Consider the following 25,939-nt stretch of genomic DNA (forward strand, 5'->3'; position numbering starts at 1 on the left):
CTGGGTTTTTTTATTATTTTACAGGATGATCCTGTCTAAATAATTGCCATTCTTCAACCACCCGACCATCTGGTAAAATGCAATTGGCATATTCATCACCATTTGCATTTTTTTTCATTTCCAATTTACCGCCCTGTTCAATACAGTATTGGCTCGCTGGGTTCGCCATCCCAATTTTTTGCGATGTATGTGGTTGACTCGTCGTACAAGCAGGCAAAACAAGTGTGCTACCACACAAGATCAATAATATTTTTTTAGTCATTGTTTATTCCACACTTCATATTAAACGATTTGATTATCCTCGTTTTTCAGTTTTGAACTGTTAAATTTAGTTAGTTCATTGCAATCATTTTCACTAATATATGTTGTGATTCATCATTTTCATCATAAGTCTGTTTACGAATTAACTCTTTATACTTGACCCTAAAGTCTCGACCATTAAATGTTACAACAGAGGGTATATTGTCAAAATACGTACTACCCGCTTCAAGATTTTCTTCATGCAAAGAAATCCCCAACTGATAATCATCCCCTTTGAGTACGACATATTTGACTGTTGTTCTCATTCTATCCATGCTACTTAAACCTTTTAAACCTATTCTTTACTGCTTTGCACAACTTGACCAGACCTATAAACAATTAATAGACAAAACAATTCTATAAAAATGATCATCTTGGAACCTAAACTCTTATTAAATACTATTCACTCATTACACAGTTAAGTCAAACATAAAAAAAAAAGCCCCTCAGGGCTTTGGCTCAGACACAAGCAAAAGGAAAATGTTCTAACTATGTTTTATAGATAACGATGGGTGCTCATCCATTTCTTTTCTTAAAATATGGGCTTGCTTAAGAACTTTTTCTTTGAGCGTGTTGCGAAACCCAAATAAAAATACAAATTCAGCTAAAACAAAAAGAGGTCCTATCGCTAAACCGACAATATCATCGACAAAAGCAGGTTTTTTCTTTTCAAAAAAGTGTCCAATAAATTGGAAAATCCAGCCAATTACAAAACTACCAATTGAAATACTAAGCCAAAGCCATGTTCCTAATTGAGCAATTTCAAGTGCGAAATAAGTACATATGCCTAAAATAAACAGCATACATAAACCAAAGATGTGATCTAAACGTAGATAATACACAACCATGATCCACAACAATACAATCACTAAATGTAAATGGAATATGCCAAAATTAAATTCCACTCGTGCTGCAAGGCAAAATAGAGCAAATACAATCAATGGAATGCCAATAAAATGTGTCATTACATTTTTATGGTCAAGATGATATGCCGCATATTGGCTTAATAACTGTTCTAATTTACTCATTTTATGCATCCTTGCCTAAACTTACTGCTACTATAGCCACGTTTAAAAAAAGAAGTTGTCAATTAGCCGACATTTAAAGGGAATGAAATGCTAGATATTAAGTTTCATGCAGATTTGCAACGTAATCTCTGGTTTTCCCAGTTACCTATTTTTTTTCAAAATTTCATTTTTGAAAATGCCAAGTTATTACATTTGGAAAAAAATCAGGCTGCTTTTTATGTAGGTGATACTTTTGATGGTATTTATGCTTTATTGGAAGGTTCCGTAGAGATTAGCTCAACCGATGAGCATGGTAATACTATCTTGATCGCGATTTTTGAACCTATTAATTGGTTCGGCGAAATTTCACTGGTTGATCAGTCGCCACGTTCACATCATGCTATCGCAATAAAATCAAGTAAAATTCTATACTTATCGCAAAAAAACTTAGATATTTTGCTAAATCAATATCCTAAAGCTTGGTACTTTTTAGCCCAATTGATCAGTCAAAAACTCAGATTTGCTTTTTTAGAACTCAATGCCATACATAGTCGAAGTTTATTGCAACACTTGGCACAGCGTTTAAATTTTATATTACAAGGCTATGGCAATATCGAAAATGTAGAAAATTTTGTCATTCAAGTTTCGCAGGAAAAACTGGCGCAAATGCTGGCATGTTCCCGCCAAACAATTAATCAATTATTACAAGATCTTGAAAAGAAAAAAATTGTGGAAGTCAGTTTTGGTAAAATTATAATTAAAGACTATGAACAATTAAAAGAAATGGCATATTCAACAGGATTATTTGGAAAATGATTAAATCCTATTCAATTTTAAGTTGATACTCATCTTGAGTAATTTTTATTTTTAATTTTCGATATTTACGTTTATTAGGATCTAAAGCTGATTCAAGTATTTCACTTTTAAACTGAGTGTCATTCATAAGTTCAGCATAAATTTTATAACCGATCAAAATTTTACTTGGTTTTTCCTTAGTATATTTAAAATCATCTATAATATTATTTAAATAATCTAAATTCGTTTCGCTTGTCTTTTTCATTGCGTGTTATCCATTCGATTTAAAGCCAAATTAACATTCAATTTTTACAAAAAGATGAATCAAATTTAAAAAAAAAAAATTCAAAAAAAACCTGCAACTTGGGGAAGAAGCAGGCCGTAAAACGCACAACTAGAAAAACTTAAACTTTTGATTTAAAATATATTTATATATTTCACTTAAACTTATTGTCTTGAGAACACATATCTTCACAAGAGAAATTCGTTCTTAACAAAGAACCGTTAATTGCAATATATTATATTAATAATATACAGACCAGTCTACATAAAATTAGAATAATGTTGAATTTATGAAATAAATATGTCAATTTTGTCTAACAATAAACTTAAATTTCTACTGATGTAGTCGTTAAACGTCAATTTATTGCAAAGCACATATACAAAATTTGTTAGAAGAACAAATGATTCAAATGATATCACGTTGAATTAATCAACTTGATATCTCAATAAAAACAGCAAGAGTATTTTACATTAGGATACGACAATGATTAAAAAAACGCTGATGAGTGGTTTAATAGCTTGTAGTTTATGTTGTATTTCTCTTACAGCCCAAGCCTGTACAAGAGTTGTATTTCAAGGTAATAACCAAACGATTATTACTGCCCGTTCTATGGACTGGAAACAGGATGTCGGTACAAATTTATGGATTCTACCCAGTGGTGTAAAACGAAGCGGAAATGCAGGTAAAAACTCTATTCAATGGATCTCTAAATATGGGAGTGTGGTTGCAACAGGCTATGATATTTCAACAACAGATGGAGTAAATGAAGCTGGTTTAAATGCCAATTTGCTTTGGTTGGTTGAGTCAGAATATCCTGATGCAACAAAATCGAGCAAACCTAAGCTCACGATTGCGGCATGGGCACAGTATGTTCTGGATAACTTTGCAACTGTCGATGAAGCTGTAAAAGCCTTGCAAAAAGAACCATTTATTGTGGTTTCAGACGCTGTTCCCGGTGAAAAACGATTAACGACTTTACATTTATCAATTTCTGATAAAACTGGTGATAGCGCTATTGTTGAATACATTAATGGCAAACAAGTTATTCATCATAGTCCAAATTATCAGGTCATGACAAATTCCCCCACTTTTGATGAACAGCTTGCGCTTAATCAATACTGGAAACAAATTGGTGGAACTATTTTCCTTCCTGGAACCAATCGGGCATCTGATCGTTTTGCCAGAGCGTCTTTTTATATCAATGCTATTCCCAAAAATGATGCCCCTAAAGAAGCGCTTGCTTCTGTTTTTAGCGTCATTCGTAATGTATCTGTGCCTTATGGGCTCAACACAGAAGAAGAACCAAATATTTCCTCAACACGCTGGCGTACTGTCGTTGACCATAAGCGTAAACTTTACTTTTTTGAGTCCGCACTTTCACCCAATAGTTTTTGGGTTGATCTTAACAAAATTAATTTCAAAGATGGGGTGACACGCAAGTTAGATTTAGGTAAAAATCAGGAGAACATCTACGCAGGTGATGCAACAGCACAATTCAAGGCTTCACAACCCTTTCATTTTCTTGGCATAGGTGAATAATAAGAAAATGGAGAATATATTTAATTTAGGGGAAATCTAAAATGAAAAAAACACTTGGGTTTATGGCGGCTTTCATTTTATTGCATGGTTGTACCAGTGTTCCAGAAAATAAAACCAATACTGATCGTTTAGCTGCAGCTGGACTGTTATTGTGTAAACCAAATGAACAGTGTCCAATTATGGCTGCTTCGTGGAATTCTGAGAATAAAAATCAGCTTCGTATTGATGTACGCTTAAATAGTAGCAATCTTTATTACGATATTAAAAAAATAACCTTTATTATTGATGGTAAACATTTAAGCTACACACCCGCACAACCTACTGAATTACAATATATTAGTCGTTTAGAACCTAAACGCTCGTCCAATCATATTGTAGTTCCAAACAGCTTTTTAAATGATTTTAAAAATGCCAAACGTATTGATGTGCAAATTAATACAGATCATGGTGCAATCAAACGACCAATGTATATCGATGGTCAAGCCTCTTCAGCCTATCAAAACTTTGTTGATGTGTATTATTCATCGTGATCTCCAAACTTAAGTTATAGCAATAAAAAAACTCACCGCAAATGGGTGAGTTTTTTATGAAAAGATAATTTATGGTTCAATCGGATCAAATGGAGCAACTACATCTGCATTTTGTGCCCGATTACGTAAAAAGTGATCCATAAGTACAATCGCGAGCATCGCTTCAGCAATTGGAGTTGCCCGAACACCAACGCACGGATCATGACGACCTTTAGTCAGCACATCTGTATTTTCACGATCCAGATTAATGGTTTTGCCAGAAGTAGTAATGCTAGCAGTAGGCTTTAATGCAATGGCTACACGAATGGTTTGCCCACTGGAAATTCCACCTAAAATCCCACCAGCATGATTTGCTAAAAAACCTTCCGTTGTTAGTTCATCGCGGCTTTCATGACCAAACTGACCTGCTACAGCAAAACCATCACCAATTTCAACACCTTTTACAGCATTGATGCTCATCATGGCATGTGCAATATCGGCATCCAGACGATCAAATACAGGTTCTCCCCAACCCACTGGAACTTTCTCTGCCAAAATTTCAAGTTTTGCCCCACAGCTGGTTCCCTGTTCACGCAAAGAAGTGACTAAGGCTTCAAAACGAGGAACCGCATCCGCATCTCCACAGAAAAATGGATTATTCGATACTTCTGCCCAATCCAGTTTTTCCGCAATTTCATTACCAATTTGAGTGACATGACCACGAATCGCGACACCAAATTTTTCAGCGAGATATTTTTTTGCAATTGCACCCGCCGCAACACGCATTGCTGTTTCGCGCGCACTCGAACGTCCACCACCGCGATAATCACGGAAACCATACTTTTGCGTATAAGTATAATCTGCATGACCAGGACGGAAAGTCTGCGCAATATTGCCATAATCTTTCGATTTTTGATCAGTATTGCGAATGAGCAAACCAATTGACGTTCCTGTCGTTTTACCTTCAAAAACCCCTGAAATAATTTCAACTTCATCAGGTTCTTTACGCTGCGTTGCAAACTTTGAGGTTCCCGGCTTACGACGATCTAAATCTTTTTGCAAATCTTCTGCACAAAGCGCAAGTCCTGGCGGCACACCATCCACAATCGCCATCAAGCCAACGCCATGCGACTCGCCACAAGTTGTAACACGGAAGAGTTGTCCAATACTATTCCCAGCCATATTTACAACTCCTTATGCTTCTACAGATTCTTGAAATAGACCTTGATAACGACGGCATTGCTCAGCAGTTAAAGCAAAAATACCTGAACCGCCTTTTTTGAAACTCAGCCAGTGAAAATCAACGGTATTAAAATTTTGGCGCATTGCCCACTCAGAGTTACCCACTTCGATGACAATTAAACCATCTTCTGTCAAATAATCTGCTGCTTGAGCCAACATTTTACGCACAAGATCCAGACCATCCTGACCTGCTGCCAAAGCCAGTTCTGGTTCATGTAAAAATTCTTCAGGCAAATCTGCCATATCTTCTGCATCGACATAAGGCGGATTGGTCACGATCAAATCATATTGATTTTCGGCAGGAATTTTTGAAAATAAATCCGATTCCAATAATGCAACCTGATATTGTTTATCGTGATGCTCTGTATTAATCGCAGCGACTTCAAGTGCATCTTTGGAAATATCAGTTGCATCAACTTCCGATTCAGGAAATGCATAAGCCAAAGCAATTGCGATACAACCTGAACCTGTACACATATCTAAAATACGTTGCGGCGTTTTAGGATTTGAGTTTTCTGGTAAGTTATTTATTGCCTCACGCATATTGCCTTGTTCATCCAGACAATAAGGTGCAAAACGTTGTTCAATTAATTCGGCAATGGGTGAGCGAGGAATGAGTACACGCTCATCGACATAAAATGGTTTATTGGCAAAATAAGCTAAATTAAGTAAATAGGATGTTGGAATACGTTCATTGACACGGCGTTCTAGCAAACTTAAGAATTCAGCTTTTTCGCTTGGTAATAGTTTTGCATCTAAAATTTCAGCATCTGCAGCCCATTCAAGGGAAAGGGTTTGTAAAACCAATGCTGAACTTTCTGCAAAATAATCTTCGGTTCCCTGACCTAAATGAGCATCATATTGACGTAATGCAGACACACCAAAACGAATAAAATCACGAATCGTCGTTAAGTTTTCTGCTGCTTCCTGTAATTGTTCAGGGCTAATAGTCGGTCGCTCCACTTAGGGGTCTCCAAAAGATGATGATGCAAAACGGCTTATGATACCGTGTTTTTCCTTGCTTTATAATGCCTAAACGCATTATTGGTTTAATTTTCAAATGTGGCTGAATGCAGATTTGACATTTGAGTGGTTTTAACCCAATATTTTTATTATTCATTAAAAACAAAGTAAAATCATTAACTTGTACTTACTCTTTATTTGTTTAGTTAAACAAGCCACGATTCGATTAAGTTTTTGTTATAAATTGATTTATTTCTGAAATTTTATAGTTTGCTATCGCATAGATAGTTTAGAAGAATGATCAGTCCAATGAATCCTGCTTACTCATGTTTGCTATCGCATAGATAGTTTAGAAGCAATGATAATCGAGACCTTTTAGAATTGTTTCGTTTGCTATCGCATAGATAGTTTAGAAGCTAAAAGAACTGCGTCAATCATCTGAGGTTACGTTTGCTATCGCATAGATAGTTTAGAAGACATCTACATTTGCCAACATATATTCTGATGAGTTTGCTATCGCATAGATAGTTTAGAATAATAAATTTTTAGCAACACCAGGACGCTGTTTGTTTGCTATCGCATAGATAGTTTAGAAGACTTGATCATCCGTCAAATTAAGAAGTAGGGAGTTTGCTATCGCATAGATAGTTTAGAAGCCAATTATGCTGGGCCTATAATCTTTTCAAAGGTTTGCTATCACATAGATAGTTTAGAAGCACAGCTGTAGTAAATTAGTTAGAATGAGTCGGTTTCTATCGCATATTTATTTCTAAGATTCTGTCAAAATACTAATTACAACCATCAGAGCTTTTAAAGTTATGAAATCACATATTCAACGTGTAGAACTCGCAAAAGCCTATCGTTTGCTTAATCATGGCCCAACTGTTCTGGTTTCTGCTCAAAATAATCATGATATAGATGTCATGGCAGCCGCATGGGCCTGTGCTCTAGAATTTAGTCCCGCAAAAGTGACCGTCGTTCTAGATAAATCAACAAAAACACGACAAATCATTGAACAGAATGGCTATTTCGCATTACAAGTTCCTTGTTTTGCACAACTAAATATGACCTACCAATTAGGCAGTATCAGTCAGTTTGAAGAAACTAATAAATTAGAAATATGTGGAACACAACTCTTTTATCTAGATGATTTAAAAGTACCGTTAGTTGATGGGTGTATTGCTTGGCTAATATGCAAAGTGATTCCAGAACCACATAATCAGCAAGCACACGATTTATTTATTGGTTCTGTGGTTGGCGCATGGGCCGATTCTCGTGTATTCCGTGATGGACACTGGTATTTTGCAGATGCTGATAAAAGCTTAAAAAGTTTACATTACATTGCAGGCGGCACGTTTTATACAATTGGCGATGAAGTAAAAGCTGATTTATAGCCATTATAAATTCATTGAGGTACTTTACTAAAAATACCTCATTGATCCTTTCCAAATGAACTATTCAGCCACTTAATCAAAGGCTTTTAGCAAAATAAAAACGACTACATACAGCTCAGGTTGTAGTTGATGTTCAAATCATCGTGGAGTCCAACATATTTTTCACTTTCAACCAAATATTATTAAAAGTCAGAGTAACCATACAACACAATTCCATTGTAATTACATTAAAATCACAAAAAACACTATTTGCTTTTAATAACCTTTGTTTCAGTAGAACATCAAATGCTGACCTATATGAGCAAGTTTAGAACCAACTCAACCAATTTTTATTGTTCAAATGTCTCAATTAACTTGAGGGATTTAACATCTGCTTAAAGCAGCTTTATATTATTTGGGTGCCATGCGAATTGCGCCATCCAAACGAATAACTTCACCATTTAAATAAGAATTTTCAATAATATGTGCAGCCAAACGCGCAAACTCATCTGGCTTACCCAAGCGTGACGGATAAGGTACCATTTGTCCAAGTGCATCTTGAACATTTTGTGGTAAAGATTTGAGCATTGGCGTTTCCATAATGCCCGGCGCGATCGTCAAAACCCGAATTGCATGACGCCCCAATTCACGCGCAATCGGTAAAGTCATTGCGACGATAGCTCCTTTGGATGCAGAGTAAGCAGCCTGTCCAATTTGCCCATCAAAAGCAGCGACAGATGCTGTGTTGATAATCACACCACGATCCTCATCATCATCTGTTACAACATTGTGTATCATGGCTTCCGCTGCAAAACGCAGCATATTAAAAGTCCCTGTAACATTGATATTCAAAACTTTATTAAACATGGTCAGATCATGAATACCATCTTTACCCACCACCTTTGCTGATGGTCCAACACCTGCACAATTAATTAAGCCATGTATTGCGCCATGCTTTTGCAAAGTCTGCTTAAAAAACTGCTCGACTTCTGTCTCATTGGTCACATCTAATGCAGCAAAATCTGCTGTTTCACCTAATTTCACAACCTGAGCCTGCCCTGCATCAACATTCATATCAACTATGGTAACGCTAGCACCATGTGCAACCAAACATTCAGCAGTTGCAGCACCCAAACCAGACGCACCACCTGTAATAATGAAATGTTTTCCTTGAATTTTCATTGTAAATTTCCACGTTATTTAATTTAATCCTAGCTGAATCTTAGAGTAAAAGTTCAAGTTTTATAGTGCAATTTCAAAAAGCTTCAAATGTTCTTTTATTTTGAGCATTTCGATCATTTAAAAGATTTTTTAATTATTGATATTCGCTCATGCATGTAAAAGGTTGCACAGTCAAATATTCATTATCAACGAAGTAAAAAGCTAAGCAATTGATCAATCAATGATTTGAATATAATTGCACACTTTCAATATTAAGAAGAATACGCAATCAGCTTACTATTCTTACTAAATGGACAGTTTAAATGTTAATAGTCTGAATATTTTTGCCCTGCTTTTTAAAAATGCACAAGGCTAAATTCGAGTGCTTATCGAGCAAAATGATAAAGTAAAACTGTATCTATATAGAATTTATTTAAATTTTCCACTGTCCCAAACTAATACGGTCATTGCCACCATAGTCTTTTCGAGTCTGTACACGACTAAAACCACGATTTTGCAATAACTCGCGAACCGACTCACCTTGATCAAAACCATGTTCAAGCACTAGCCATGCGTCAGCATTTAGCCAGTTCGGTGCTTGATCAATAATATGTTCCAAGTCAGCAAGACCAAGATGCTCTGCAACCAACGCCCGACGTGGTTCTGTTCCCAGATTTACCATGTGTTCATCATTTGCATCGATATATGGTGGATTAGAAGCGATTAAATCGAATTTTTGCGTAGGAATGGCTTCAAACCATGCACTACAAATAAATGTAACCTGATTCAAACCATGTTTATGTGCATTATTTTGAGCAACTTCAAGCGTTGGAAAATATATATCCGTCGCTAAAACTTTCCAGTCAGGTCGCTCTTTTGCTAAAGATAAAGCAATTGCACCTGTACCCGTACCTAAATCTACCATTGAAGTTTGAAATGGCAAATCCAGAGAAAGTACCGTCTCAATCAAAATTTCAGTATCTGGACGCGGTACTAACGTATCTGGAGTTACATGAAGATCCAAACTCCAGAAAGGTTGCGTACCAATAATATAAGCCAATGGCTCGCCTTTAGATAAACGCATCAGACCATCTAAAAAGGCGTGTTCTTGCTCATGCGTCAATACTTGCATTTGACGCATTTTCAATTCAAGTACATTAAGTTTTAGAACATGTTCAAGCAACCACATAGCTTCCTGACGTTCATAACTATCAGCTTCGCCACGCAGATTTAAGGCTTGTCCGATTTTCATCAGCCGCCATTCTCTTGCGCCAACATGGCCAACTGATCTGCTTGATATTCACGATGTAAACTATCTAAAAGCTCAGTCAAATCACCTTCCATAATCGCGTCTAACTTATATAAGGTTAAATTAATACGATGATCGGTCATTCGACCTTGTGGGTAATTATAAGTACGAATGCGTTCTGAGCGATCTCCAGATCCGACTAAATCACGACGCATTTCCGAGGTTGCTGTTTCCTGTGCAGCGCGTTTTGCATTTTCAAGACGTGAAACCAATAAAGCCATCGCTTTGGCTTTGTTTTTATGCTGAGAACGTTCTTCCTGACATTCGACCACAACACCTGTTGGAATATGGGTAATACGCACGGCAGAGTCAGTTTTGTTAATATGCTGACCACCCGCACCCGATGCACGATAAGTATCTATACGCAAATCAGCAGGATTGATTTCAACGGTTGTATCTACATCTACTTCGGGCAAGATTGCGACTGTACAGGCAGAAGTATGCACGCGTCCCTGCGACTCAGTTGCAGGCACACGTTGTACACGATGCGCACCACTTTCAAACTTTAAGCGACCATAGACACCATCACCATCAACACGGCAAATGACCTCTTTATAGCCTCCATGTTCGCCTTCATTTTCAGATAACACTTCAATACGCCAGCCTTTAGACTCTGCATATTTACTATACATGCGAAATAAATCACCTGAGAAAATTGCAGCTTCATCGCCGCCCGTACCTGCTCGAACTTCAAGATAAGCAGAGTTTGCGTCATTGGGATCTTTAGGAATCATCAAAATATTCAAATCAGCTTCAAGCTGTTCAATCAAGCTACGATTTTCCTTGATTTCCTCTTGCGCCATATCCTTAAAGTCAGGATCGGCCAACATATCTTCTGCCGTAATAATATCTTGTTCAGCCTGACGGTATTTGCCCCAAACCTCCACCATTTCTGACAAATCACTGTGTTCACGTGATAATTTACGAAACCGTTTATTATCAGAAATGACTTCTGCATCTGCCAATAATGCAGTCAACTCTTCATAACGATCACAGAGTTGATCCAATCGTAAACGTAATGATTCTTTCATAAGTGGATGTATCTCAAAATAAAATGTTCAGTCATCTCATCACGTGTAACTTGTCGAGATAAAAAAACGTCAAATGCTAAAATTGCGCATAGTTTACCGATTATGACAGTTAAAGAACATAGATAAGCTTATATTTGGCTAGTCATAAGCAAACTCATATTTCCTGCTTTTCACTTTTTCTTCACATTACAGTTTAAATTGATCGTTTTTGCCGTTTTATTAGACACTTTTAATAGAAAGCATACAAAACACGAGTACTCTGTAAAAATAACAACGCTAATCTCCACAATTCCAGTGAATCCTTTTGTTACATTTGCTACAACGAAATAGATAAAGTCCTTCTGCTAGGACACGGAGATTTAAAATGAAAGCAAACAACTTATTATTGAGTAGTGTATTGGCAATTTCTTCTATGTTTGCAATCAATGCTCACGCTGATAATACTACCCGCGTTGCAGCAACTTCAGCACTAGGCAGTGTGGTTGGTACAGCACTAGGTAACCAAATGGGTGGCAATACAGGCGCTATGATTGGCTCTGCGATTGGTGGTGCTGGTGGTGCAGCAGTTGCAAGTAATAAGCGTAACCGTACAGAATCTGCGATTGGTGGTGGCTTAGGCGGTGTGGGTGGCTATACTGTTGGTAAAAATGTAGGTGGAACTTCTGGTGGTTATATTGGTTCAGCCCTAGGTGCAGCAGGCGGTTCAGCGTTGGGTAATAAAATTGCCAAAGACAAGGCAGAAGAAAAACGCTATAACAATTCTCGTAGCTGGAACAGACATCATCGTCATTACCGTCATCGTTAATTTCACGAATGACGAAACGAATCAAGCACCCTTCTCTGGGTGCTTTTTTTATGCATTATATTTACAAATAGCTGCATAAATCGAAAAAAAACGATATACAAAATTCCTTATAAATCGTAAAATATCGATATATAGTTCCCGAGAATTTTTTATGCCTTCCTTAAAAGAAACACAATTTTCTATTCTTGAACTTGCCCCAATCCGGAATGATCAAAGTGTTCATTTTTCCTTACAGCATGCCTTAGAGCTTGCACAGCATGCAGAAAAACTTGGATATGAACGTTTATGGTTGGCTGAACATCATAATATGGATGGCATTGCCAGTTCTGCCACCGCTGTATTGATTGGTTATATTGCAGCAAATACACAGTCTATCCGTTTAGGCTCCGGCGGTGTCATGCTCCCCAACCATGCACCTTTAGTCGTTGCAGAACAGTTTGGTACCTTAGCAACGTTGTATCCTAATCGTATTGAATTAGGTTTGGGCCGTGCACCCGGAACAGATCAACTTACCATGCGTGCCTTGCGCCGTGGTCGTCAGGAAACAGAAGATCAATTTCCACAAGACGTCCTCGAAATTTTGCAATATTTCAAAGATCCTACTCCAAATCAAAAAATTGTGGCAACTCCGGGACATGGCACGCACGTTCCTGTCTGGCTACTTGGCTCAAGCTTATTTAGTGCACAGCTTGCTGCTCGTTTAGGTCTGCCTTATTCTTTTGCATCACATTTTGCACCACGTATGCTGTCGCAGGCCGTACAGTTGTATCGAGAAAATTTTCAACCATCTGAATATTTAGATCATCCTTATGTTTCAATTGGTGTTCCTACTGTTATAGCGAAAACTGATGCTGAAGCACAACATTTAGCAACCAGTGCTTATCAACGTGTATTGGGTCTAATGCGAGGACAAAGTTTAAAACTAAAACCACCTGTAGATTCTATGGAAAATATCTGGACACCTGCCGAGCGCATCTCAGTTAATAACTTTTATGCATTGGCTCAAGTTGGTTCACCATCAACTGTAAAAGCAGGTTTGCAAGATTTGTTAGAACATGTCGAAGTTGATGAATTCATCTTTACTTGTGACATTTATGACACTCAAAAGCGTTTAGAAAACTTTAGTCTGTTGATGGATATCAAAAATAGCTAAATCCTTTATAAATAAGCAAAAGAGGAAATAAATGAAAATTCACTTATTTCCTCGATCATTTTTAAAGCTTAATCAAATTCTTTTAATGATTAAAATCGAATTACCTGTAAATTTATTAACCAATACGACGTTTCAAACCTGTGGTTTGTAAAATACGCGTTGAAATTTCTTCAATCGACATTTCAGTTACATTTAAGTACGGAATCCCTTCTGAAATAAAAATCCCCTCAATCGCACGTAACTCCATCTGACATTGACTGAAGCTTGCATAACGGCTATTCGCCTTACGCTCATTACGAATCGCAACCAAACGTTCAGCATCAATCATTAAACCAAACAGCTTGTTCTTATGCTCTTTCAATACTTTTGGCAAACGGTTGTCATCTAAATCTTCTTCCGTAAGTGGATAGTTTGCGACACGAATTCCAAACTGCAACGAAAGATAGATTGACGTTGGTGTTTTACCCGAGCGTGACACACCTATCAGGATAATATCAGCTTTATCATAATGGCGTGTACGCGCCCCATCATCATTGTCCAAAGCAAAATGAACCGCATCAATACGGGCTTTATAATATTCAGAATCGGTCACGGCATGAGTTTGCCCCACTAAAGTCGTAGGTGGCGTACCAAGCTCTTGTTCGAGTTTACTAATTAGCCCTTCAAACACATCTAAATTTACCGCTTTGGCTGTATTAATGATTTCTCGAACATTAGGATCGACCAAAGTATCAAACACCAAAGGCAAAGTTTGGTCTTTAGACTGGCAACTATTGATTTCAGCAACTACATTCATTGCCGCTTCTTCTGATGTAATATACGGAATAATATGAATATCAAAATCTACGTTGGGAAACTGTGCCAATAAAGAATGTCCGAGGGTTTCAGCCGTAATCGCGGTTCCATCTGAAATAAAAAACACACTCCGCTTAATTTGTTTACTATCCGACATGAAAAATCTCCTCAAACATTTGTCTTAGTGCTATATAATCTTTATAGTAAGCTGATCTTACATGACTGTCGCTTAGAGTAAATCAAAATCCTAAGCACATTAATATCTTTTCTTCATGCCAAGATAGTAATTAATACTGGAAAAGTGGAGTGAAAACTTTGGAAGCGCGCGTAATCGGTCTGGAAAAATTAGGGAAACACGATGTAGAACTCGTGGGTGGGAAAAACTCATCTCTAGGTGAAATGATCAGCCATTTATCCAATGCTGGTGTGTCTGTACCGGGTGGCTTTGCCACAACTGCTGCTGCTTATCGTGAGTTCCTTGAGCAAAGCGGTCTAAACGCAAAAATTCAGGCAGAACTCGATCAATTGAATGTTGATGATGTCAATGCCCTTGCCGAAACTGGCGCAAAAATCCGTCAATGGATTGTAGATACTCCTCTCATTCCAGCATTAGAAAAAGAAGTACGTGACGCTTTTACCGCACTTTCAAACGGCAACCCTGACATCGCGGTTGCCGTTCGTTCATCTGCGACTGCTGAAGATTTACCTGATGCTTCTTTTGCGGGTCAACAAGAAACGTTTTTGAATATTCGCGGTATTGATAATATTTTGATTGCAATTAAAGAAGTATTTGCATCTTTATATAATGACCGTGCGATTGCATACCGTGTACATCAGGGTTTTGCCCATGACATCGTTGCTTTATCTGCGGGTATACAACGCATGGTACGTTCAGAAACTGGTGCTGCGGGTGTTATGTTCACGCTAGATACCGAATCTGGTTTCCGTGATGTCGTATTCATCACCGCATCTTATGGTTTGGGTGAAATGGTCGTTCAAGGTGCAGTAAACCCTGACGAATTTTACTTATCAAAACCACTTCTAAAAAATGGCAAACATTCTGTATTACGTCGTAACCTGGGTTCAAAACACCAAAAAATGATTTATGGTGAAGAAGGTTCTGCGGGTAAATCAGTCGTTGTTGTTGATGTTGAAAAACAAGATCGCCAACAATTTGCGCTAAATGATCACGAACTCCAAGAACTTGCCAAACAAGCTATGATTATTGAAGACCATTATGGTGCTCCAATGGACATTGAATGGGCGAAAGATGGCGATGATGGTCAAATTTATATTGTTCAGGCGCGTCCTGAAACAGTAAAAAGTCGTCAAAGTGTCGGCACAATGGAACGCTATTTACTTAAGCAACGCGGCACAGTGTTGTGTGAAGGTCGTTCAATTGGTCAACGTATTGGCTCTGGTAAAGTACGTGTTGTCACCTCGATTAAAGAAATGGATAAAGTCCAGCCAGGTGACGTTCTTGTTTCAGATATGACTGACCCAGACTGGGAGCCAGTGATGAAACGTGCTGCGGCAATTGTCACCAACCGTGGGGGTCGTACTTGCCACGCTGCAATTATTGCACGTGAATTAGGTGTTCCTGCGATTGTTGGTACAGGCAATGCCACAGAAGTTTTAACTGATGGTCAAGAAGTCACTGTTTCTTGTGCCGAAGGTGATACGGGCTTTATTTATGAAAGTGCGCTGGATTTTGAAATTCAACGTAATTCAATTGAATCTATGCCAAAACTTCCATTCAAAATTATGATGAATGTCGGTAACCCTGATCGTGCATTTGACTTTGCTCAAATTCCAAACGGTGGTATTGGTCTAGCTCGTCTTGAGTTCATCATTAACCGTATGATCGGCGTACATCCAAAAGCATTACTTAATATTGAAAGCTTGCCACGCGAAACACGTGCAGCGGTAATGGCACGTACGGCAGGTTATTCTTCTCCAGTTGAATTCTATGTAGAAAAACTGGTTGAAGGTATTGCAACACTTGCAGCTGCCTTTGCTGAAAAGCCAGTTATTGTTCGTATGTCAGACTTCAAATCCAATGAATATGCAAACCTCATTGGCGGTAAACTTTACGAACCAGAAGAAGAAAACCCAATGTTGGGTTTCCGTGGTGCAAGCCGTTATGTATCTGACAACTTCCGTGATTGCTTTGAGCTTGAATGTCGTGCCTTGAAAAAAGCACGTGACGAAATGGGCTTGACCAACATTCAAATTATGATTCCATTTGTGCGTACAGTTTCTGAAGCAAAACGTGTAATTGAACTTTTAGCTCAAAATGGCTTGAAGCGTGGTGAGAATGGTCTGAAAGTCATCATGATGTGTGAATTGCCTACCAATGCACTATTGGCTGAACAATTCCTTGAGCATTTTGATGGTTTCTCAATTGGTTCTAATGACTTAACTCAATTAACACTAGGTCTGGATCGTGACTCTGGTATCGTTTCACATCTATTTGATGAACGCGATCCAGCAGTAAAAGCTCTTCTTTCAATGGCAATTCATGCATGTCGTAAAGCAGGTAAATACATTGGTATTTGTGGTCAAGGTCCATCGGATCACCCAGATCTTGCTAAATGGCTCATGGAACAAGGCATCGAAACTGTTTCACTAAACCCAGACTCTGTTTTGGAAACATGGTTCTTCCTTGCAGAAGATAAAGACAAGCAAGCGTAACTTAACTTTATAAAAAAGACCCTCGCGTGGGGTCTTTTTCATCTTTAAGCTGTTGAGATTTAAAACTTATGCAAATTTACTTGGCAAGAAATAACCAACAGGCTGGTCCTTATACATTAGAACAATTGAACCAGATGCTCGCCAGCCAGCAAGTGTTGTTAACTGACTTGGCATGGCACGAAGGTATGACTGAATGGAGAGCCTTAGGTGAATTAACTCAAGGTAAACTTGTCTATCAGCCTGAAAATCTTTCAACAACTGGTTCAATTTTTGACACGCCAAATAATAGCCACAATGATGTCATTCGCGACATTAAAGTCAATCAGACAGCCAAAGCAACTGCTGCTCCTGTTAGCAAGCGTATTTCAGCTAAACTTGTAGATTTAGCTTTGCTCACTTTGCCACAAATTATTGTGACAATGCTTTTTTTACCACATGACCTTTTACAACAGACCACGAGTTTTGATGTAGAGCAGCAAATTAAAATTGCCGAAGCCATGCGTGATAACATGCCAACATGGATTCCTGTTGCTTTATTAGTCTATACACTTGGATTGTTATTTTTACAAAACTTTTTTATTGCCCGTTCAGGTCAATCTATAGGGAAAAAAATATTTCATTTACAAATTGTTGATGCAACTACGTATAAATTACCAGGCCAGTTCCGCGGTTTTTTTATACGTTCATTTTTGTTCGTGATCCTTTCTCAATTAATTAGTTTATTACCACTCTTAGTTATTATTTTCATTGCAGATATTGTTCTATTTTTCTCCAAAGGAAACAATAGCTTGCATGATAGACTTGCAAAAACCAAAGTTATAAGCTTAAAAAAATAAAATAAGGAGTGAATTATCACTCCTTATTTTCTTATAAACATATGAAATTTTTAGTTTTTAACAAGCAATCTAAAATATAAAACCAACCAAATAAATCGGGTTTCATAACAAATATTTAACGTCACTTTCAAGTAGCTTAGTTTCACGATATCAGGCATAATGCCCTACAACATAGCTGTGTCACATGATAGAGAAATATGTACTTTAAAAGTATTCATTCTTCTCCATCATGCGACACTTTTATCGCTATCCCCAATTTACTTAGGGAATGGGACTCTTCACCGAGGTTGTAAAATGAGACAAACGATTTTAGCTGTATTGTCTTTATCCGCGATTTCCGCACTTTTAACAGGGTGTGGTGGTGATTTAGTACTTCTAAACTCTAAAGGTCCAGTTGCTGAAGGTCAAAGTAACCTGATGATGACTGCGATCTACTTAATGCTATTGGTTGTAATTCCTTCAATCATTATGGCGTTATGGTTTGGTTGGAAATATCGCGCGTCAAATAAAGATGCAGACTATAAACCTACATGGGCGCACTCAACTGCAATTGAAATTGTAGTCTGGGGTGTTCCTGTCATTATTATTGGTATTTTAGCTTGGTTAACTTGGTGGGGTTCCCACAAGTACGACCCTTACCGTCCTCTAGATTCAGATAAAGCGCCTTTAACGATTCAGGTTATTGCTGAACAGTTTAAATGGATTTTTATTTATCCTGAACAAAATATTGCGACAGTAAATGAAGTACGTTTCCCAGAGAAAACACCATTAAGCTTTAAAATTACATCTAACTTTACAATGAACTCTTTCTTCATTCCAGCGTTAGGTGGCCAAATTTATGCAATGGCGGGTATGCAAACCCATCTCCATTTATTAGCGAATGAAACTGGCGAATATCGTGGTTTCTCGTCTAACTACTCAGGCTATGGTTTCTCGCAAATGCGCTTTAAAGCACATAGTGTGACTGAAACTGATTTTGCTCAATGGGTAGAAGCTGTTAAAGCGGGTAAAGGCACTAGCATTAATGCACAGGCCATTCAAAAAGGTACGCTTGATCAAGCTGAGCTTGCAACTCTGAAAGATGGGGATCGTTCTAAACATCAGATCGAAGCATTGGTACATCGTGCTGAAGCTGCTGGTGATACAGATGCCTTAGCAAAAGCTGAAGCAATGAAGCCATTCCCGACTAAGCCACATCCTGTGACTTACTATTCTTCAGTTGAACCAAACTTGTTTGAAACTGTCATTAACAGATATATGAGCAACTACCACGGTACAGACCATAAAGCAAATGCTGAACATGGTTCTGAAGCTCATAATGCTAATGCAACTGCTTCTGTAGAGGAATAAGCCATGTTGTTATTAGGTAAACTCGGATGGGACTCTATCCCTAAAGAGCCAATTGTACTAGTGACAATGGTCTTGATGGCTGTTGGTGCAATTGCAGTTTTAGGCGGTATCACCTATTTCAAAAAATGGGGATATCTCTGGAAAGAGTGGTTTACATCGGTAGACCATAAAAAAATTGGTATCATGTATATCCTTATCTCTGTGGTCATGCTGTTGCGTGGTTTCGCAGATGCGATCATGATGCGTCTTCAACTGTTCCTTGCTAAAGGTGGCGGTGAAGGTTATCTACATCCCGATCACTACGACCAGATCTTTACTGCCCATGGCGTAATCATGATCTTCTTCGTAGCGATGGGTCTTGTTGTAGGTATGATGAACATTTCTGTACCTCTACAAATTGGTGCACGTGACGTAGCCTTTCCATTACTTAACTCATTAAGTTTTTGGTTATTTGCTGGTGCAGCTGGCCTGATGATGGCTTCGCTTGTATTGGGTGAATTTGCTGCGACTGGTTGGATGGCATACCCTCCACTTTCAGGTATCCAGTATTCTCCAGGTGTGGGTGTTGACTACTATATCTGGGCACTTCAGGTTTCTGGTCTTGGTACGCTTTTGTCTGGTGTTAACTTCTTTGTTACCATCATCAAAATGCGCGCACCTGGCATGAAACTTATGGACATGCCTATTTTTACGTGGACTTCACTGTGTACAGCCGTTTTGATTATTGCATCATTCCCTGTACTTACAGCTACACTTGCAATGCTAACCCTTGACCGTTATTTCGGTTTCCATTTCTTCACGAACGAGCTTGGCGGTAGCCCAATGCTGTATGTGAACTTGATTTGGACTTGGGGTCACCCAGAAGTATATATCTTGGTATTACCAGCATTTGGTTTGTATTCAGAGATTGTTGCAACATTCTCACGCAAAGCATTGTTTGGTTACAAATCAATGGTATATGCAACAATTGCAATTACTGTATTAGCATTTGTTGTATGGCTTCACCACTTCTTTACTATGGGTGCTGGTGCAAACGTCAATGCATTCTTCGGTATTATGACCATGATTATTGCAATCCCGACAGGGGTTAAAATCTTCTCTTGGTTATTTACCATGTACAAAGGCCGCATTTCATTCACAACACCTATGTTGTGGACGCTTGGCTTCCTTGTCACTTTCGGTATCGGTGGTTTGACTGGTGTATTAATGGCGGTTCCACCTGCGGATTTCCTTGTACACAACTCATTGTTCCTTATCGCTCACTTCCATAACGTAATTATTGGTGGTGTAGTGTTTGGTATGTTCGCTGGTATCATTTTCTACTGGCCAAAAATGTTTGGCTGGAAGTTAAATGAGGCTTGGGGTAAAGCGGCGTTCTGGTTCTGGTTCTTTGGTTTCTATTTTGCATTCATGCCACTTTATATCCTTGGTTTCATGGGTATGACTCGTCGTTTGAATACATATGACAACCCAGAGTGGGATCCGTACTTGGCGATTGCATTATTTGGTGCTGTGTTAGTTGCTATTGGTATTGCATGTTTCTTGATGCAAATCATTGTAGGTTTCTTACAACGTCATCAAAACATGGATCATACAGGTGACCCGTGGGACAGTCGTACTATCGAATGGTCGACTTCATCTCCAGCTCCATTTTATAACTTTGCGCAAGTTCCTGAAGCAAACGGTGTCGATCGTTTCTGGACAGACAAAGAAAATGGTGTTGCGTATGCACGTCCTGCCAAATACGAAGACATTCATATGCCAACCGACCGTGCAGCAGGTTTCGTCATTGCAATGTTTATTACATTGATGGGCTTTGCATTGATCTGGCATATCTGGTGGCTAGTTGCAGTATCTTTCATTGCCGCTATTATCAGCTTTATTCGTAGTTCATTCACTAAAGAAGTGGATTACTATGTACCAGCTGCTGAAGTTGAGCGCATTGAAAATGAGCGCTATGCGTTACTTGAAAAACACTTGAAGAAGGACTAAGGATATGGCTGAAGTACTTCATCACGACAACCATGACCATGACGGTCATCATGAACATGATGATACCGATTTAACGGTCTTTGGTTTCTGGACATACTTGATGAGTGACTTGATTTTATTCGGTACACTCTTCATCGCGTTCGCTGTTTTGAGCAGCCATGTTCCACCAGGTACGCCAAGTGCACATGAGCTTTTTGGTGAGTCTTTAGGTTTCGTTTTAACTGAAACCTTTGCTCTCTTAATCTCATCTGTAACATTTGGTTTTGCAGTTTTGGCTTCATACAAAAAGAATGTCAATCAAGTGATTATGTGGTTATTTATCACATTTATCTTTGGTGCATCTTTCATTGGTATGGAACTTTATGAATTTCATCATTTAGTTCATGAAGGATATGGCCCAAGCACAAGCGCGTTTTTATCTTCGTTCTTTACTTTAGTTGGAACACACGGTATTCACGTAACTTCTGGTTTGGTGTGGATGATTGTATTAATGTATCAGATCAAAACCAAAGGTCTGACACTTCCAAATACTCGTCGTCTAGCTTGCCTAAGCTTGTTCTGGCACTTCCTTGACATCGTATGGATCTGTGTATTCAGCGTCGTTTACTTAATGGGAGTTCTCTAATGAGTAGTCACGATCATAATGCTGCTGGTGCATCTCACGGTAACTTCAAACAATATACAATCGGGTTTATTTTATCTGTTCTTCTCACCATCATCCCTTTCGGGATGGTGATGGCAGGTGGTTTTTCCCGTGGTCTTTTAATGACAGTTATCGGTATTACAGCAGTTGCTCAGGTATTGGTACAGCTTGTGTTTTTCTTGCACATGAATACCTCTTCTGAACAGCGTTGGAATCTGATCGCATTCGTTTATACCATTCTATGTATTGCCGTTCTTTTGATCGGTTCTGTATGGATCATGAACTATCTACACTTCAATATGATGATCTAAACTGTTTGTCATGTTGAAAAAATATTTATTCCTGACCAAACCAGGAATTCTCTTTGGTAATTTCATTACCACCTTGGGCGGCTTTTTCTTAGCCGCCCAAGGACATGTAGATTTCCTCTTACTCATCCTCACCCTCTTAGGTACAACGCTCGTTGTGGCCTCAGGTTGTGTCGTCAATAATATTATTGACCAAGACATTGACCAAAAAATGCAGCGAACTCAGAATCGTGCTTTAGTTACAAAAACGATTTCACCATCCGTTGCACTTGTATATGCCAGTGTACTTGGAGTGATTGGTTTTAGCATTTTATGGTTTGGGGTGAATGCTTATTCATTCTTATTTGCTGTTATTGGTTTTGTTGTCTATGTTGGCTTTTATAGCCTTTGGTCTAAACGTACCACAATTCATCAAACCGTGATTGGTAGTATATCTGGAGCAAGCCCACCTGTTATTGGTTATGTTGCTGTATCCAATGAATTTGATATTGCTGCATTACTGATTTTCTTAGCCTATGGTCTTTGGCAAATGCCCCACTCTTGGGCAATTGCAATTTACCGCTTTGATGATTATAAAAATGCAGGTATCCCAATTTTGCCAGTAGCACGCTCTATTTTTAGAACCAAAGTTGAATGTGTCATTTACATTATACTTTTTGCGGCAGTTCTAAATGGGCTTTACTGTTTTGGTTATACCAATGTCTTTTTTCTAATCACTTTCAATGCGTTAACAGCATATTGGCTATATTTATCCATTATTGGTTTTAAAGCTGAAAATGACCAGATTTGGGCAAAGCGCTTTTTCCTGTATTCAGTAATTTTAATTACGCTACTGAGTTTAAGTTTTAGCTTTACTTACCAATCACCTGCTCCCCATCTTCCTCTCTTCTAGTAGAGAGGAATATTTTCGTTTTAGCTTTATTTGCACTGAAAACTATTTGTTTTTGTTTGCACTTTTCACTATAATTCAGCCTTCGCAATTTATGCGGCATAACTTGAATGATTCATTCTTGTTATGACTCCTTGCTTCTAATTTTATATTAGGGGCTGTCTAAACCGTAAGGAGCTGACAATGCGTCATTACGAAATCGTACTTTTGGTACATCCAGACCAAAGCGATCAAGTAGTAGGTATGGTTGAACGCTATATCTCTCAGATCAAAGAAGCTGATGGTCAAATTCACCGTTTAGAAGATTGGGGCCGTCGTCAATTGGCTTACCCAATTAACAAAATTCACAAAGCACACTACATTCTTATGAATGTTGAATGTGGTCAAACGACTCTTGATGAATTAGAAGAATTATTCCGTTATAACGACGCGATCATTCGTAACATCATCATCCGTCGTGAACATGCAATTACTGAAGAATCGTTACTTGCTAAAAGTGCTGAAGAAAAACGTGCGCGTAAAGCTCAACGTGAAGAAGCACAGCAATCACACGAATCTGCTGAAGAAGCTTAAGGAGAACATCAATGGCACGTTTTTACCGTCGTCGCAAGTTCTGCCGCTTTACAGCTGAGAAAGTTGTGTACATCGACTACAAAGATATCGACACTTTAAAACAGTACATCACTGAAAACGGCAAGATTGTTCCTAGCCGTATCACTGGTACTAAAGCTCGTTATCAACGTCAATTAGCGCTTGCGATTAAACAAGCTCGTTACTTGGCTTTGATTCCGTACACTGACAACCATAAGTGAGGTGAGCTGTGGACGTTATCTTATTACAACGCATTAAGAACCTAGGTAAACTTGGTGATAAAGTATCAGTTAAAGCTGGTTTTGGTCGTAACTACTTGATCCCTCAGGGTAAAGCTGTTGCCGCTACTGAAGCTAACACTGCTGCTTTTGAAGCTCGTCGCGCTGAACTTGAGAAACAAGAAGCTGAAGTATTAGCTGCTGCTCAATCACGTGCTGACCAATTGAACGAAGTTAATATCGTGATCACTGCAAAAGCTGGTGATGAAGGTAAACTTTTCGGTTCTATCGGTACTCGTGACATCGCTGACGCATTAACGAATGCTGGTCTTACTGTAGACCGTGCAGAAGTTCGTTTACCAAATGGTGCGCTTCGTCACACTGGTGAATTCAACATCGCAATCCAATTGCATCATGATGTTGTTGCAGAAGTTCTCGTTACTATCGTATCTGAGTAATTTTTGTAAAGAAAAAGAGCATGCCTTTGCATGCTCTTTTTTTTGCTAAAAATTTTACTTTTACTTCTCTATAATTCTTTACGACTTATCTGCGAAATCTGTTAGATACTTATCGACATTTGGACTAAGATAGTTGCTTAGCAAAGTAAGTAAGTACGCACTCAATTTGTGATTTTTATCCATTATTTATTTAAAATCAAGGTTATCTATGTCTCAGGCTAATGCCACAATTCCTGCAAACACGTTTAATGCTGATAAAAAAACCAATGAAAGCAATCAACTGAAGGAATTTCGCACGCCCCCTCACAACTTGGCAATTGAACAAGCTGTACTTGCAGCTTTAATGACAGTTGCAGAATCTTTCGAACAAGTTGGCGATTTGCTTAAAGAAAGTGATTTTTACGCAACACGCCATAAATATATTTTTCGAGCGATTGAAAAACTAGCTCAGGAAAACTCACCTTACGATGCCGTTTTGGTCAATGACTGGCTGGTTAAACAAAACTTGCTCGATGCAATTGGTGGCGAAGAATACTTAATGCAGCTTATGGCAGATTCTCCATCAAGTTTTTATAATCTGGAAACTTATGCAGGTAAAATTAAAGAATTTGCCACGCTGCGTAGCATGATCAAAGTCAGCACTGATATTTTACAAAATGCTTATGACACTAAAGGTCGTCCAGTCAGCGAAATTTTAGATCTTGCTGAAACTAATATTTTCTCACTCGCAGAACAGCACAATAACAATAAAAAAGATGCAGGCCCAAAATCAATTAATTCGGTAACCGCCGATGTGATTAGCAAACTCGATGAGCTGTCCAAACTTGATGGTAATATCACAGGTTTAACCACTGGGTTTTTGGAACTAGATAATAAAACCTATGGTTTACAGAATGGTGATTTAATTATTGTTGCAGCGCGCCCTTCTATGGGAAAAACCACATTTGCAATGAATTTGGTTCAAAGCGTTTTACAATACAATCGTCTGCCTGCTTTGGTTTTTTCGATGGAAATGCCCGCAGATTCGATTGCTATGCGTTTGATTTCAGCGATGGGTAAAATTCATCAAGGACATTTACGTTCTGGTAAACTCGATGGCGATGAATGGTCAATGGTGACCAGTACCATACTTCAGCTTCAAGAAATGCATCTGTATATTGATGACTCCTCAGCATTACCCCCTACAGAACTACGTTCCCGCGCACGTCGTATTGCCAAAATGCATGATGGCAAAATTGGCTGCATCATGGTCGATTATTTACAGTTAATGAAAGTCCCAGGCATGGGAGATAACCGTGTAGGTGAGATTTCAGAAATTTCACGAAGCTTAAAAGCACTGGCGAAAGAGATGAACTGCCCTGTTATAGCACTGTCTCAGTTAAACCGTAGTCTGGAAAATCGTCCTAACAAGCGCCCTGTAATGTCTGACTTACGTGAGTCTGGTGCAATCGAACAAGATGCCGACTTAATCATGTTCATTTATCGTGATGAAGTCTATAACAAAGAATCTAAAGAAGCAGGTACTGCTGAAATTATTATTGGTAAACAGCGTAACGGCCCAATTGGTACAGTGCGTTTGGCATTTGAAGGTCAATACACCCGCTTTAGCAACCTCTCACCTGAATATTATAGTCAATATGATGATGAGGAATAATTTCTTAATTATTTATCTATTTTAAAATTTTTCCATGCCGT

27 protein-coding genes and 1 CRISPR repeat array are annotated in these 25,939 nt (G+C 38.4%); of the genes, 17 read left to right on the forward strand and 10 right to left on the reverse strand.

The genetic code is table 11. The features are described 5' to 3' along the window. Positions 1-13 precede the first annotated feature (13 nt). The 3 genes from A7A69_RS09730 to A7A69_RS09740 all read right to left on the reverse strand — a co-directional run bounded on the left by A7A69_RS09730 (position 14) and on the right by A7A69_RS09740 (position 1,328). On the reverse strand, positions 14-262 hold the full coding sequence (locus A7A69_RS09730) for a putative hemolysin (RefSeq protein ID WP_120369052.1): 249 nt from the start codon (positions 260-262) through the stop codon (positions 14-16). Positions 263-332: 70 nt separating this feature from the next. After that, positions 333-575, reverse strand: coding sequence for a hypothetical protein (locus A7A69_RS09735; RefSeq protein ID WP_120369051.1), 243 nt, complete (start codon positions 573-575; stop codon positions 333-335). 210 nt (positions 576-785) lie between these two features. Continuing rightward, complete coding sequence (locus A7A69_RS09740) at positions 786-1,328, reverse strand: Mpo1 family 2-hydroxy fatty acid dioxygenase (RefSeq protein WP_152877254.1); 543 nt, start codon at positions 1,326-1,328, stop codon at positions 786-788. A gap of 87 nt (positions 1,329-1,415) precedes the next feature. On the opposite strand from A7A69_RS09740, the gene A7A69_RS09745 reads away from it, so the two are divergent. Then, positions 1,416-2,123, forward strand: coding sequence for a Crp/Fnr family transcriptional regulator (locus A7A69_RS09745; RefSeq protein ID WP_152877256.1), 708 nt, complete (start codon positions 1,416-1,418; stop codon positions 2,121-2,123). A 7-nt stretch (positions 2,124-2,130) separates the two neighbouring features. On the opposite strand, the gene A7A69_RS09750 is transcribed toward A7A69_RS09745, so the two are convergent. Beyond that, on the reverse strand, positions 2,131-2,367 hold the full coding sequence (locus A7A69_RS09750; protein ID WP_120369048.1) for a hypothetical protein: 237 nt from the start codon (positions 2,365-2,367) through the stop codon (positions 2,131-2,133). Positions 2,368-2,868: 501 nt separating this feature from the next. Between A7A69_RS09750 and A7A69_RS09755 the strand changes: the two genes are divergently transcribed. Together A7A69_RS09755 and A7A69_RS09760 are read left to right on the forward strand one after the other, a co-directional pair. After that, positions 2,869-3,924 carry a linear amide C-N hydrolase gene (locus A7A69_RS09755; protein WP_152877258.1) on the forward strand — a complete coding sequence of 352 codons (1,056 nt, stop codon included), beginning with the start codon at positions 2,869-2,871 and terminating at the stop codon, positions 3,922-3,924. Between the two features lie 41 nt (positions 3,925-3,965). After that, the gene (locus tag A7A69_RS09760; RefSeq protein WP_120369046.1) at positions 3,966-4,454 is read left to right on the forward strand and encodes a hypothetical protein; all 489 of its coding nucleotides are present in this window, start codon (positions 3,966-3,968) and stop codon (positions 4,452-4,454) included. A 69-nt stretch (positions 4,455-4,523) separates the two neighbouring features. Here the strand turns inward: A7A69_RS09760 and aroC are convergent, their stop codons facing one another. Together aroC and prmB are read right to left on the reverse strand one after the other, a co-directional pair. Then, a complete protein-coding gene (gene aroC / locus A7A69_RS09765; RefSeq protein WP_152877260.1) occupies positions 4,524-5,615 on the reverse strand; it encodes a chorismate synthase in 1,092 nt (363 codons plus the stop codon). 12 nt (positions 5,616-5,627) lie between these two features. After that, positions 5,628-6,638 (reverse strand): 50S ribosomal protein L3 N(5)-glutamine methyltransferase, encoded by a 1,011-nt coding sequence (gene prmB, locus A7A69_RS09770; protein ID WP_187349214.1) that lies wholly within the window; start codon positions 6,636-6,638, stop codon positions 5,628-5,630. Positions 6,639-6,906: 268 nt separating this feature from the next. Beyond that, a CRISPR array of direct repeats spans positions 6,907-7,353; the repeat unit is 27 nt; unit sequence GTTTGCTATCGCATAGATAGTTTAGAA. Between the two features lie 103 nt (positions 7,354-7,456). On the opposite strand from prmB, the gene A7A69_RS09775 reads away from it, so the two are divergent. Beyond that, the gene (locus tag A7A69_RS09775; RefSeq protein ID WP_152877262.1) at positions 7,457-8,032 is read left to right on the forward strand and encodes a flavin reductase family protein; all 576 of its coding nucleotides are present in this window, start codon (positions 7,457-7,459) and stop codon (positions 8,030-8,032) included. 390 nt (positions 8,033-8,422) lie between these two features. On the opposite strand, the gene A7A69_RS09780 is transcribed toward A7A69_RS09775, so the two are convergent. From A7A69_RS09780 to prfA, 3 genes are all read right to left on the reverse strand, one after another. Beyond that, a complete protein-coding gene (locus tag A7A69_RS09780; RefSeq protein WP_152877264.1) occupies positions 8,423-9,193 on the reverse strand; it encodes a 3-hydroxyacyl-CoA dehydrogenase in 771 nt (256 codons plus the stop codon). A gap of 412 nt (positions 9,194-9,605) precedes the next feature. Further along, positions 9,606-10,424 carry a peptide chain release factor N(5)-glutamine methyltransferase gene (gene prmC, locus A7A69_RS09785; RefSeq protein WP_152877265.1) on the reverse strand — a complete coding sequence of 273 codons (819 nt, stop codon included), beginning with the start codon at positions 10,422-10,424 and terminating at the stop codon, positions 9,606-9,608. After that, positions 10,424-11,512 carry a peptide chain release factor 1 gene (prfA, locus tag A7A69_RS09790; RefSeq protein WP_152877267.1) on the reverse strand — a complete coding sequence of 363 codons (1,089 nt, stop codon included), beginning with the start codon at positions 11,510-11,512 and terminating at the stop codon, positions 10,424-10,426. The genes prmC and prfA overlap by 1 nt, the downstream gene beginning before the upstream one ends. Before the next feature lie 364 nt (positions 11,513-11,876). Between prfA and A7A69_RS09795 the strand changes: the two genes are divergently transcribed. Together A7A69_RS09795 and A7A69_RS09800 are read left to right on the forward strand one after the other, a co-directional pair. After that, positions 11,877-12,317, forward strand: coding sequence for a glycine zipper domain-containing protein (locus A7A69_RS09795; RefSeq protein ID WP_120369039.1), 441 nt, complete (start codon positions 11,877-11,879; stop codon positions 12,315-12,317). A 151-nt stretch (positions 12,318-12,468) separates the two neighbouring features. After that, positions 12,469-13,470 (forward strand): LLM class flavin-dependent oxidoreductase, encoded by a 1,002-nt coding sequence (locus A7A69_RS09800; RefSeq protein WP_152877269.1) that lies wholly within the window; start codon positions 12,469-12,471, stop codon positions 13,468-13,470. Positions 13,471-13,585: 115 nt separating this feature from the next. Here A7A69_RS09800 and ppsR read toward each other — a convergent pair whose 3' ends face one another. Then, positions 13,586-14,422, reverse strand: coding sequence for a posphoenolpyruvate synthetase regulatory kinase/phosphorylase PpsR (gene ppsR / locus A7A69_RS09805; protein ID WP_120369037.1), 837 nt, complete (start codon positions 14,420-14,422; stop codon positions 13,586-13,588). Positions 14,423-14,571: 149 nt separating this feature from the next. Here ppsR and ppsA point away from each other — a divergent pair, with 149 nt between their 5' ends. The 11 genes from ppsA to dnaB all read left to right on the forward strand — a co-directional run bounded on the left by ppsA (position 14,572) and on the right by dnaB (position 25,898). Then, positions 14,572-16,959, forward strand: coding sequence for a phosphoenolpyruvate synthase (ppsA, locus tag A7A69_RS09810; RefSeq protein ID WP_171499495.1), 2,388 nt, complete (start codon positions 14,572-14,574; stop codon positions 16,957-16,959). A gap of 68 nt (positions 16,960-17,027) precedes the next feature. Then, the gene (locus A7A69_RS09815; RefSeq protein WP_152877271.1) at positions 17,028-17,795 is read left to right on the forward strand and encodes an RDD family protein; all 768 of its coding nucleotides are present in this window, start codon (positions 17,028-17,030) and stop codon (positions 17,793-17,795) included. Between the two features lie 294 nt (positions 17,796-18,089). Beyond that, on the forward strand, positions 18,090-19,145 hold the full coding sequence (gene cyoA, locus A7A69_RS09820) for a ubiquinol oxidase subunit II (RefSeq protein ID WP_152877273.1): 1,056 nt from the start codon (positions 18,090-18,092) through the stop codon (positions 19,143-19,145). A gap of 3 nt (positions 19,146-19,148) precedes the next feature. Next, on the forward strand, positions 19,149-21,137 hold the full coding sequence (gene cyoB, locus A7A69_RS09825; protein WP_120369034.1) for a cytochrome o ubiquinol oxidase subunit I: 1,989 nt from the start codon (positions 19,149-19,151) through the stop codon (positions 21,135-21,137). A gap of 4 nt (positions 21,138-21,141) precedes the next feature. Further along, a complete protein-coding gene (cyoC, locus tag A7A69_RS09830) occupies positions 21,142-21,762 on the forward strand; it encodes a cytochrome o ubiquinol oxidase subunit III (RefSeq protein WP_120369033.1) in 621 nt (206 codons plus the stop codon). Then, positions 21,762-22,091, forward strand: coding sequence for a cytochrome o ubiquinol oxidase subunit IV (gene cyoD, locus A7A69_RS09835; RefSeq protein WP_120369032.1), 330 nt, complete (start codon positions 21,762-21,764; stop codon positions 22,089-22,091). Before cyoC ends, cyoD begins: the two co-directional genes overlap by 1 nt. Positions 22,092-22,101: 10 nt before the next feature. After that, the gene (gene cyoE, locus A7A69_RS09840; RefSeq protein WP_151980311.1) at positions 22,102-22,980 is read left to right on the forward strand and encodes a heme o synthase; all 879 of its coding nucleotides are present in this window, start codon (positions 22,102-22,104) and stop codon (positions 22,978-22,980) included. Positions 22,981-23,160: 180 nt separating this feature from the next. Then, the gene (rpsF, locus tag A7A69_RS09845) at positions 23,161-23,550 is read left to right on the forward strand and encodes a 30S ribosomal protein S6 (protein ID WP_004988194.1); all 390 of its coding nucleotides are present in this window, start codon (positions 23,161-23,163) and stop codon (positions 23,548-23,550) included. 11 nt (positions 23,551-23,561) lie between these two features. Continuing rightward, entirely contained in the window at positions 23,562-23,789 is a 228-nt protein-coding gene (rpsR, locus tag A7A69_RS09850; RefSeq protein WP_120369030.1) for a 30S ribosomal protein S18, read from the forward strand. Between the two features lie 8 nt (positions 23,790-23,797). Continuing rightward, positions 23,798-24,244 (forward strand): 50S ribosomal protein L9, encoded by a 447-nt coding sequence (rplI, locus tag A7A69_RS09855; protein WP_004988199.1) that lies wholly within the window; start codon positions 23,798-23,800, stop codon positions 24,242-24,244. Between the two features lie 208 nt (positions 24,245-24,452). Then, complete coding sequence (dnaB, locus tag A7A69_RS09860) at positions 24,453-25,898, forward strand: replicative DNA helicase (protein WP_120369029.1); 1,446 nt, start codon at positions 24,453-24,455, stop codon at positions 25,896-25,898. The last annotated feature ends 41 nt before the right edge of the window (positions 25,899-25,939 follow it).

Origin of the sequence: Acinetobacter guerrae, from assembly GCF_009372255.1 — a bacterium.
In the GTDB taxonomy this organism is placed as follows: Bacteria; Pseudomonadota; Gammaproteobacteria; order Pseudomonadales; family Moraxellaceae; genus Acinetobacter; species Acinetobacter guerrae.

Excerpts from the sequence above, each read along its gene's own strand:
- A7A69_RS09730 (WP_120369052.1), bottom strand. The coding sequence starts at position 262 with ATGACTAAAAAAATATTATTGATCTTGTGTGGTAGCACACTTGTTTTG.
- A7A69_RS09735 (WP_120369051.1), bottom strand. The coding sequence starts at position 575 with ATGGATAGAATGAGAACAACAGTCAAATATGTCGTACTCAAAGGGGAT.
- A7A69_RS09740 (WP_152877254.1), bottom strand. The coding sequence starts at position 1,328 with ATGAGTAAATTAGAACAGTTATTAAGCCAATATGCGGCATATCATCTT.
- A7A69_RS09745 (WP_152877256.1), top strand. The coding sequence starts at position 1,416 with ATGCTAGATATTAAGTTTCATGCAGATTTGCAACGTAATCTCTGGTTT.
- A7A69_RS09750 (WP_120369048.1), bottom strand. The coding sequence starts at position 2,367 with ATGAAAAAGACAAGCGAAACGAATTTAGATTATTTAAATAATATTATA.
- A7A69_RS09755 (WP_152877258.1), top strand. The coding sequence starts at position 2,869 with ATGATTAAAAAAACGCTGATGAGTGGTTTAATAGCTTGTAGTTTATGT.
- A7A69_RS09760 (WP_120369046.1), top strand. The coding sequence starts at position 3,966 with ATGAAAAAAACACTTGGGTTTATGGCGGCTTTCATTTTATTGCATGGT.
- aroC (WP_152877260.1), bottom strand. The coding sequence starts at position 5,615 with ATGGCTGGGAATAGTATTGGACAACTCTTCCGTGTTACAACTTGTGGC.
- A7A69_RS09775 (WP_152877262.1), top strand. The coding sequence starts at position 7,457 with ATGAAATCACATATTCAACGTGTAGAACTCGCAAAAGCCTATCGTTTG.
- A7A69_RS09780 (WP_152877264.1), bottom strand. The coding sequence starts at position 9,193 with ATGAAAATTCAAGGAAAACATTTCATTATTACAGGTGGTGCGTCTGGT.
- prmC (WP_152877265.1), bottom strand. The coding sequence starts at position 10,424 with ATGAAAATCGGACAAGCCTTAAATCTGCGTGGCGAAGCTGATAGTTAT.
- prfA (WP_152877267.1), bottom strand. The coding sequence starts at position 11,512 with ATGAAAGAATCATTACGTTTACGATTGGATCAACTCTGTGATCGTTAT.
- A7A69_RS09795 (WP_120369039.1), top strand. The coding sequence starts at position 11,877 with ATGAAAGCAAACAACTTATTATTGAGTAGTGTATTGGCAATTTCTTCT.
- A7A69_RS09800 (WP_152877269.1), top strand. The coding sequence starts at position 12,469 with ATGCCTTCCTTAAAAGAAACACAATTTTCTATTCTTGAACTTGCCCCA.
- ppsR (WP_120369037.1), bottom strand. The coding sequence starts at position 14,422 with ATGTCGGATAGTAAACAAATTAAGCGGAGTGTGTTTTTTATTTCAGAT.
- A7A69_RS09815 (WP_152877271.1), top strand. The coding sequence starts at position 17,028 with ATGCAAATTTACTTGGCAAGAAATAACCAACAGGCTGGTCCTTATACA.
- cyoA (WP_152877273.1), top strand. The coding sequence starts at position 18,090 with ATGAGACAAACGATTTTAGCTGTATTGTCTTTATCCGCGATTTCCGCA.
- cyoB (WP_120369034.1), top strand. The coding sequence starts at position 19,149 with ATGTTGTTATTAGGTAAACTCGGATGGGACTCTATCCCTAAAGAGCCA.
- cyoC (WP_120369033.1), top strand. The coding sequence starts at position 21,142 with ATGGCTGAAGTACTTCATCACGACAACCATGACCATGACGGTCATCAT.
- cyoD (WP_120369032.1), top strand. The coding sequence starts at position 21,762 with ATGAGTAGTCACGATCATAATGCTGCTGGTGCATCTCACGGTAACTTC.
- cyoE (WP_151980311.1), top strand. The coding sequence starts at position 22,102 with ATGTTGAAAAAATATTTATTCCTGACCAAACCAGGAATTCTCTTTGGT.
- rpsF (WP_004988194.1), top strand. The coding sequence starts at position 23,161 with ATGCGTCATTACGAAATCGTACTTTTGGTACATCCAGACCAAAGCGAT.
- rpsR (WP_120369030.1), top strand. The coding sequence starts at position 23,562 with ATGGCACGTTTTTACCGTCGTCGCAAGTTCTGCCGCTTTACAGCTGAG.
- dnaB (WP_120369029.1), top strand. The coding sequence starts at position 24,453 with ATGTCTCAGGCTAATGCCACAATTCCTGCAAACACGTTTAATGCTGAT.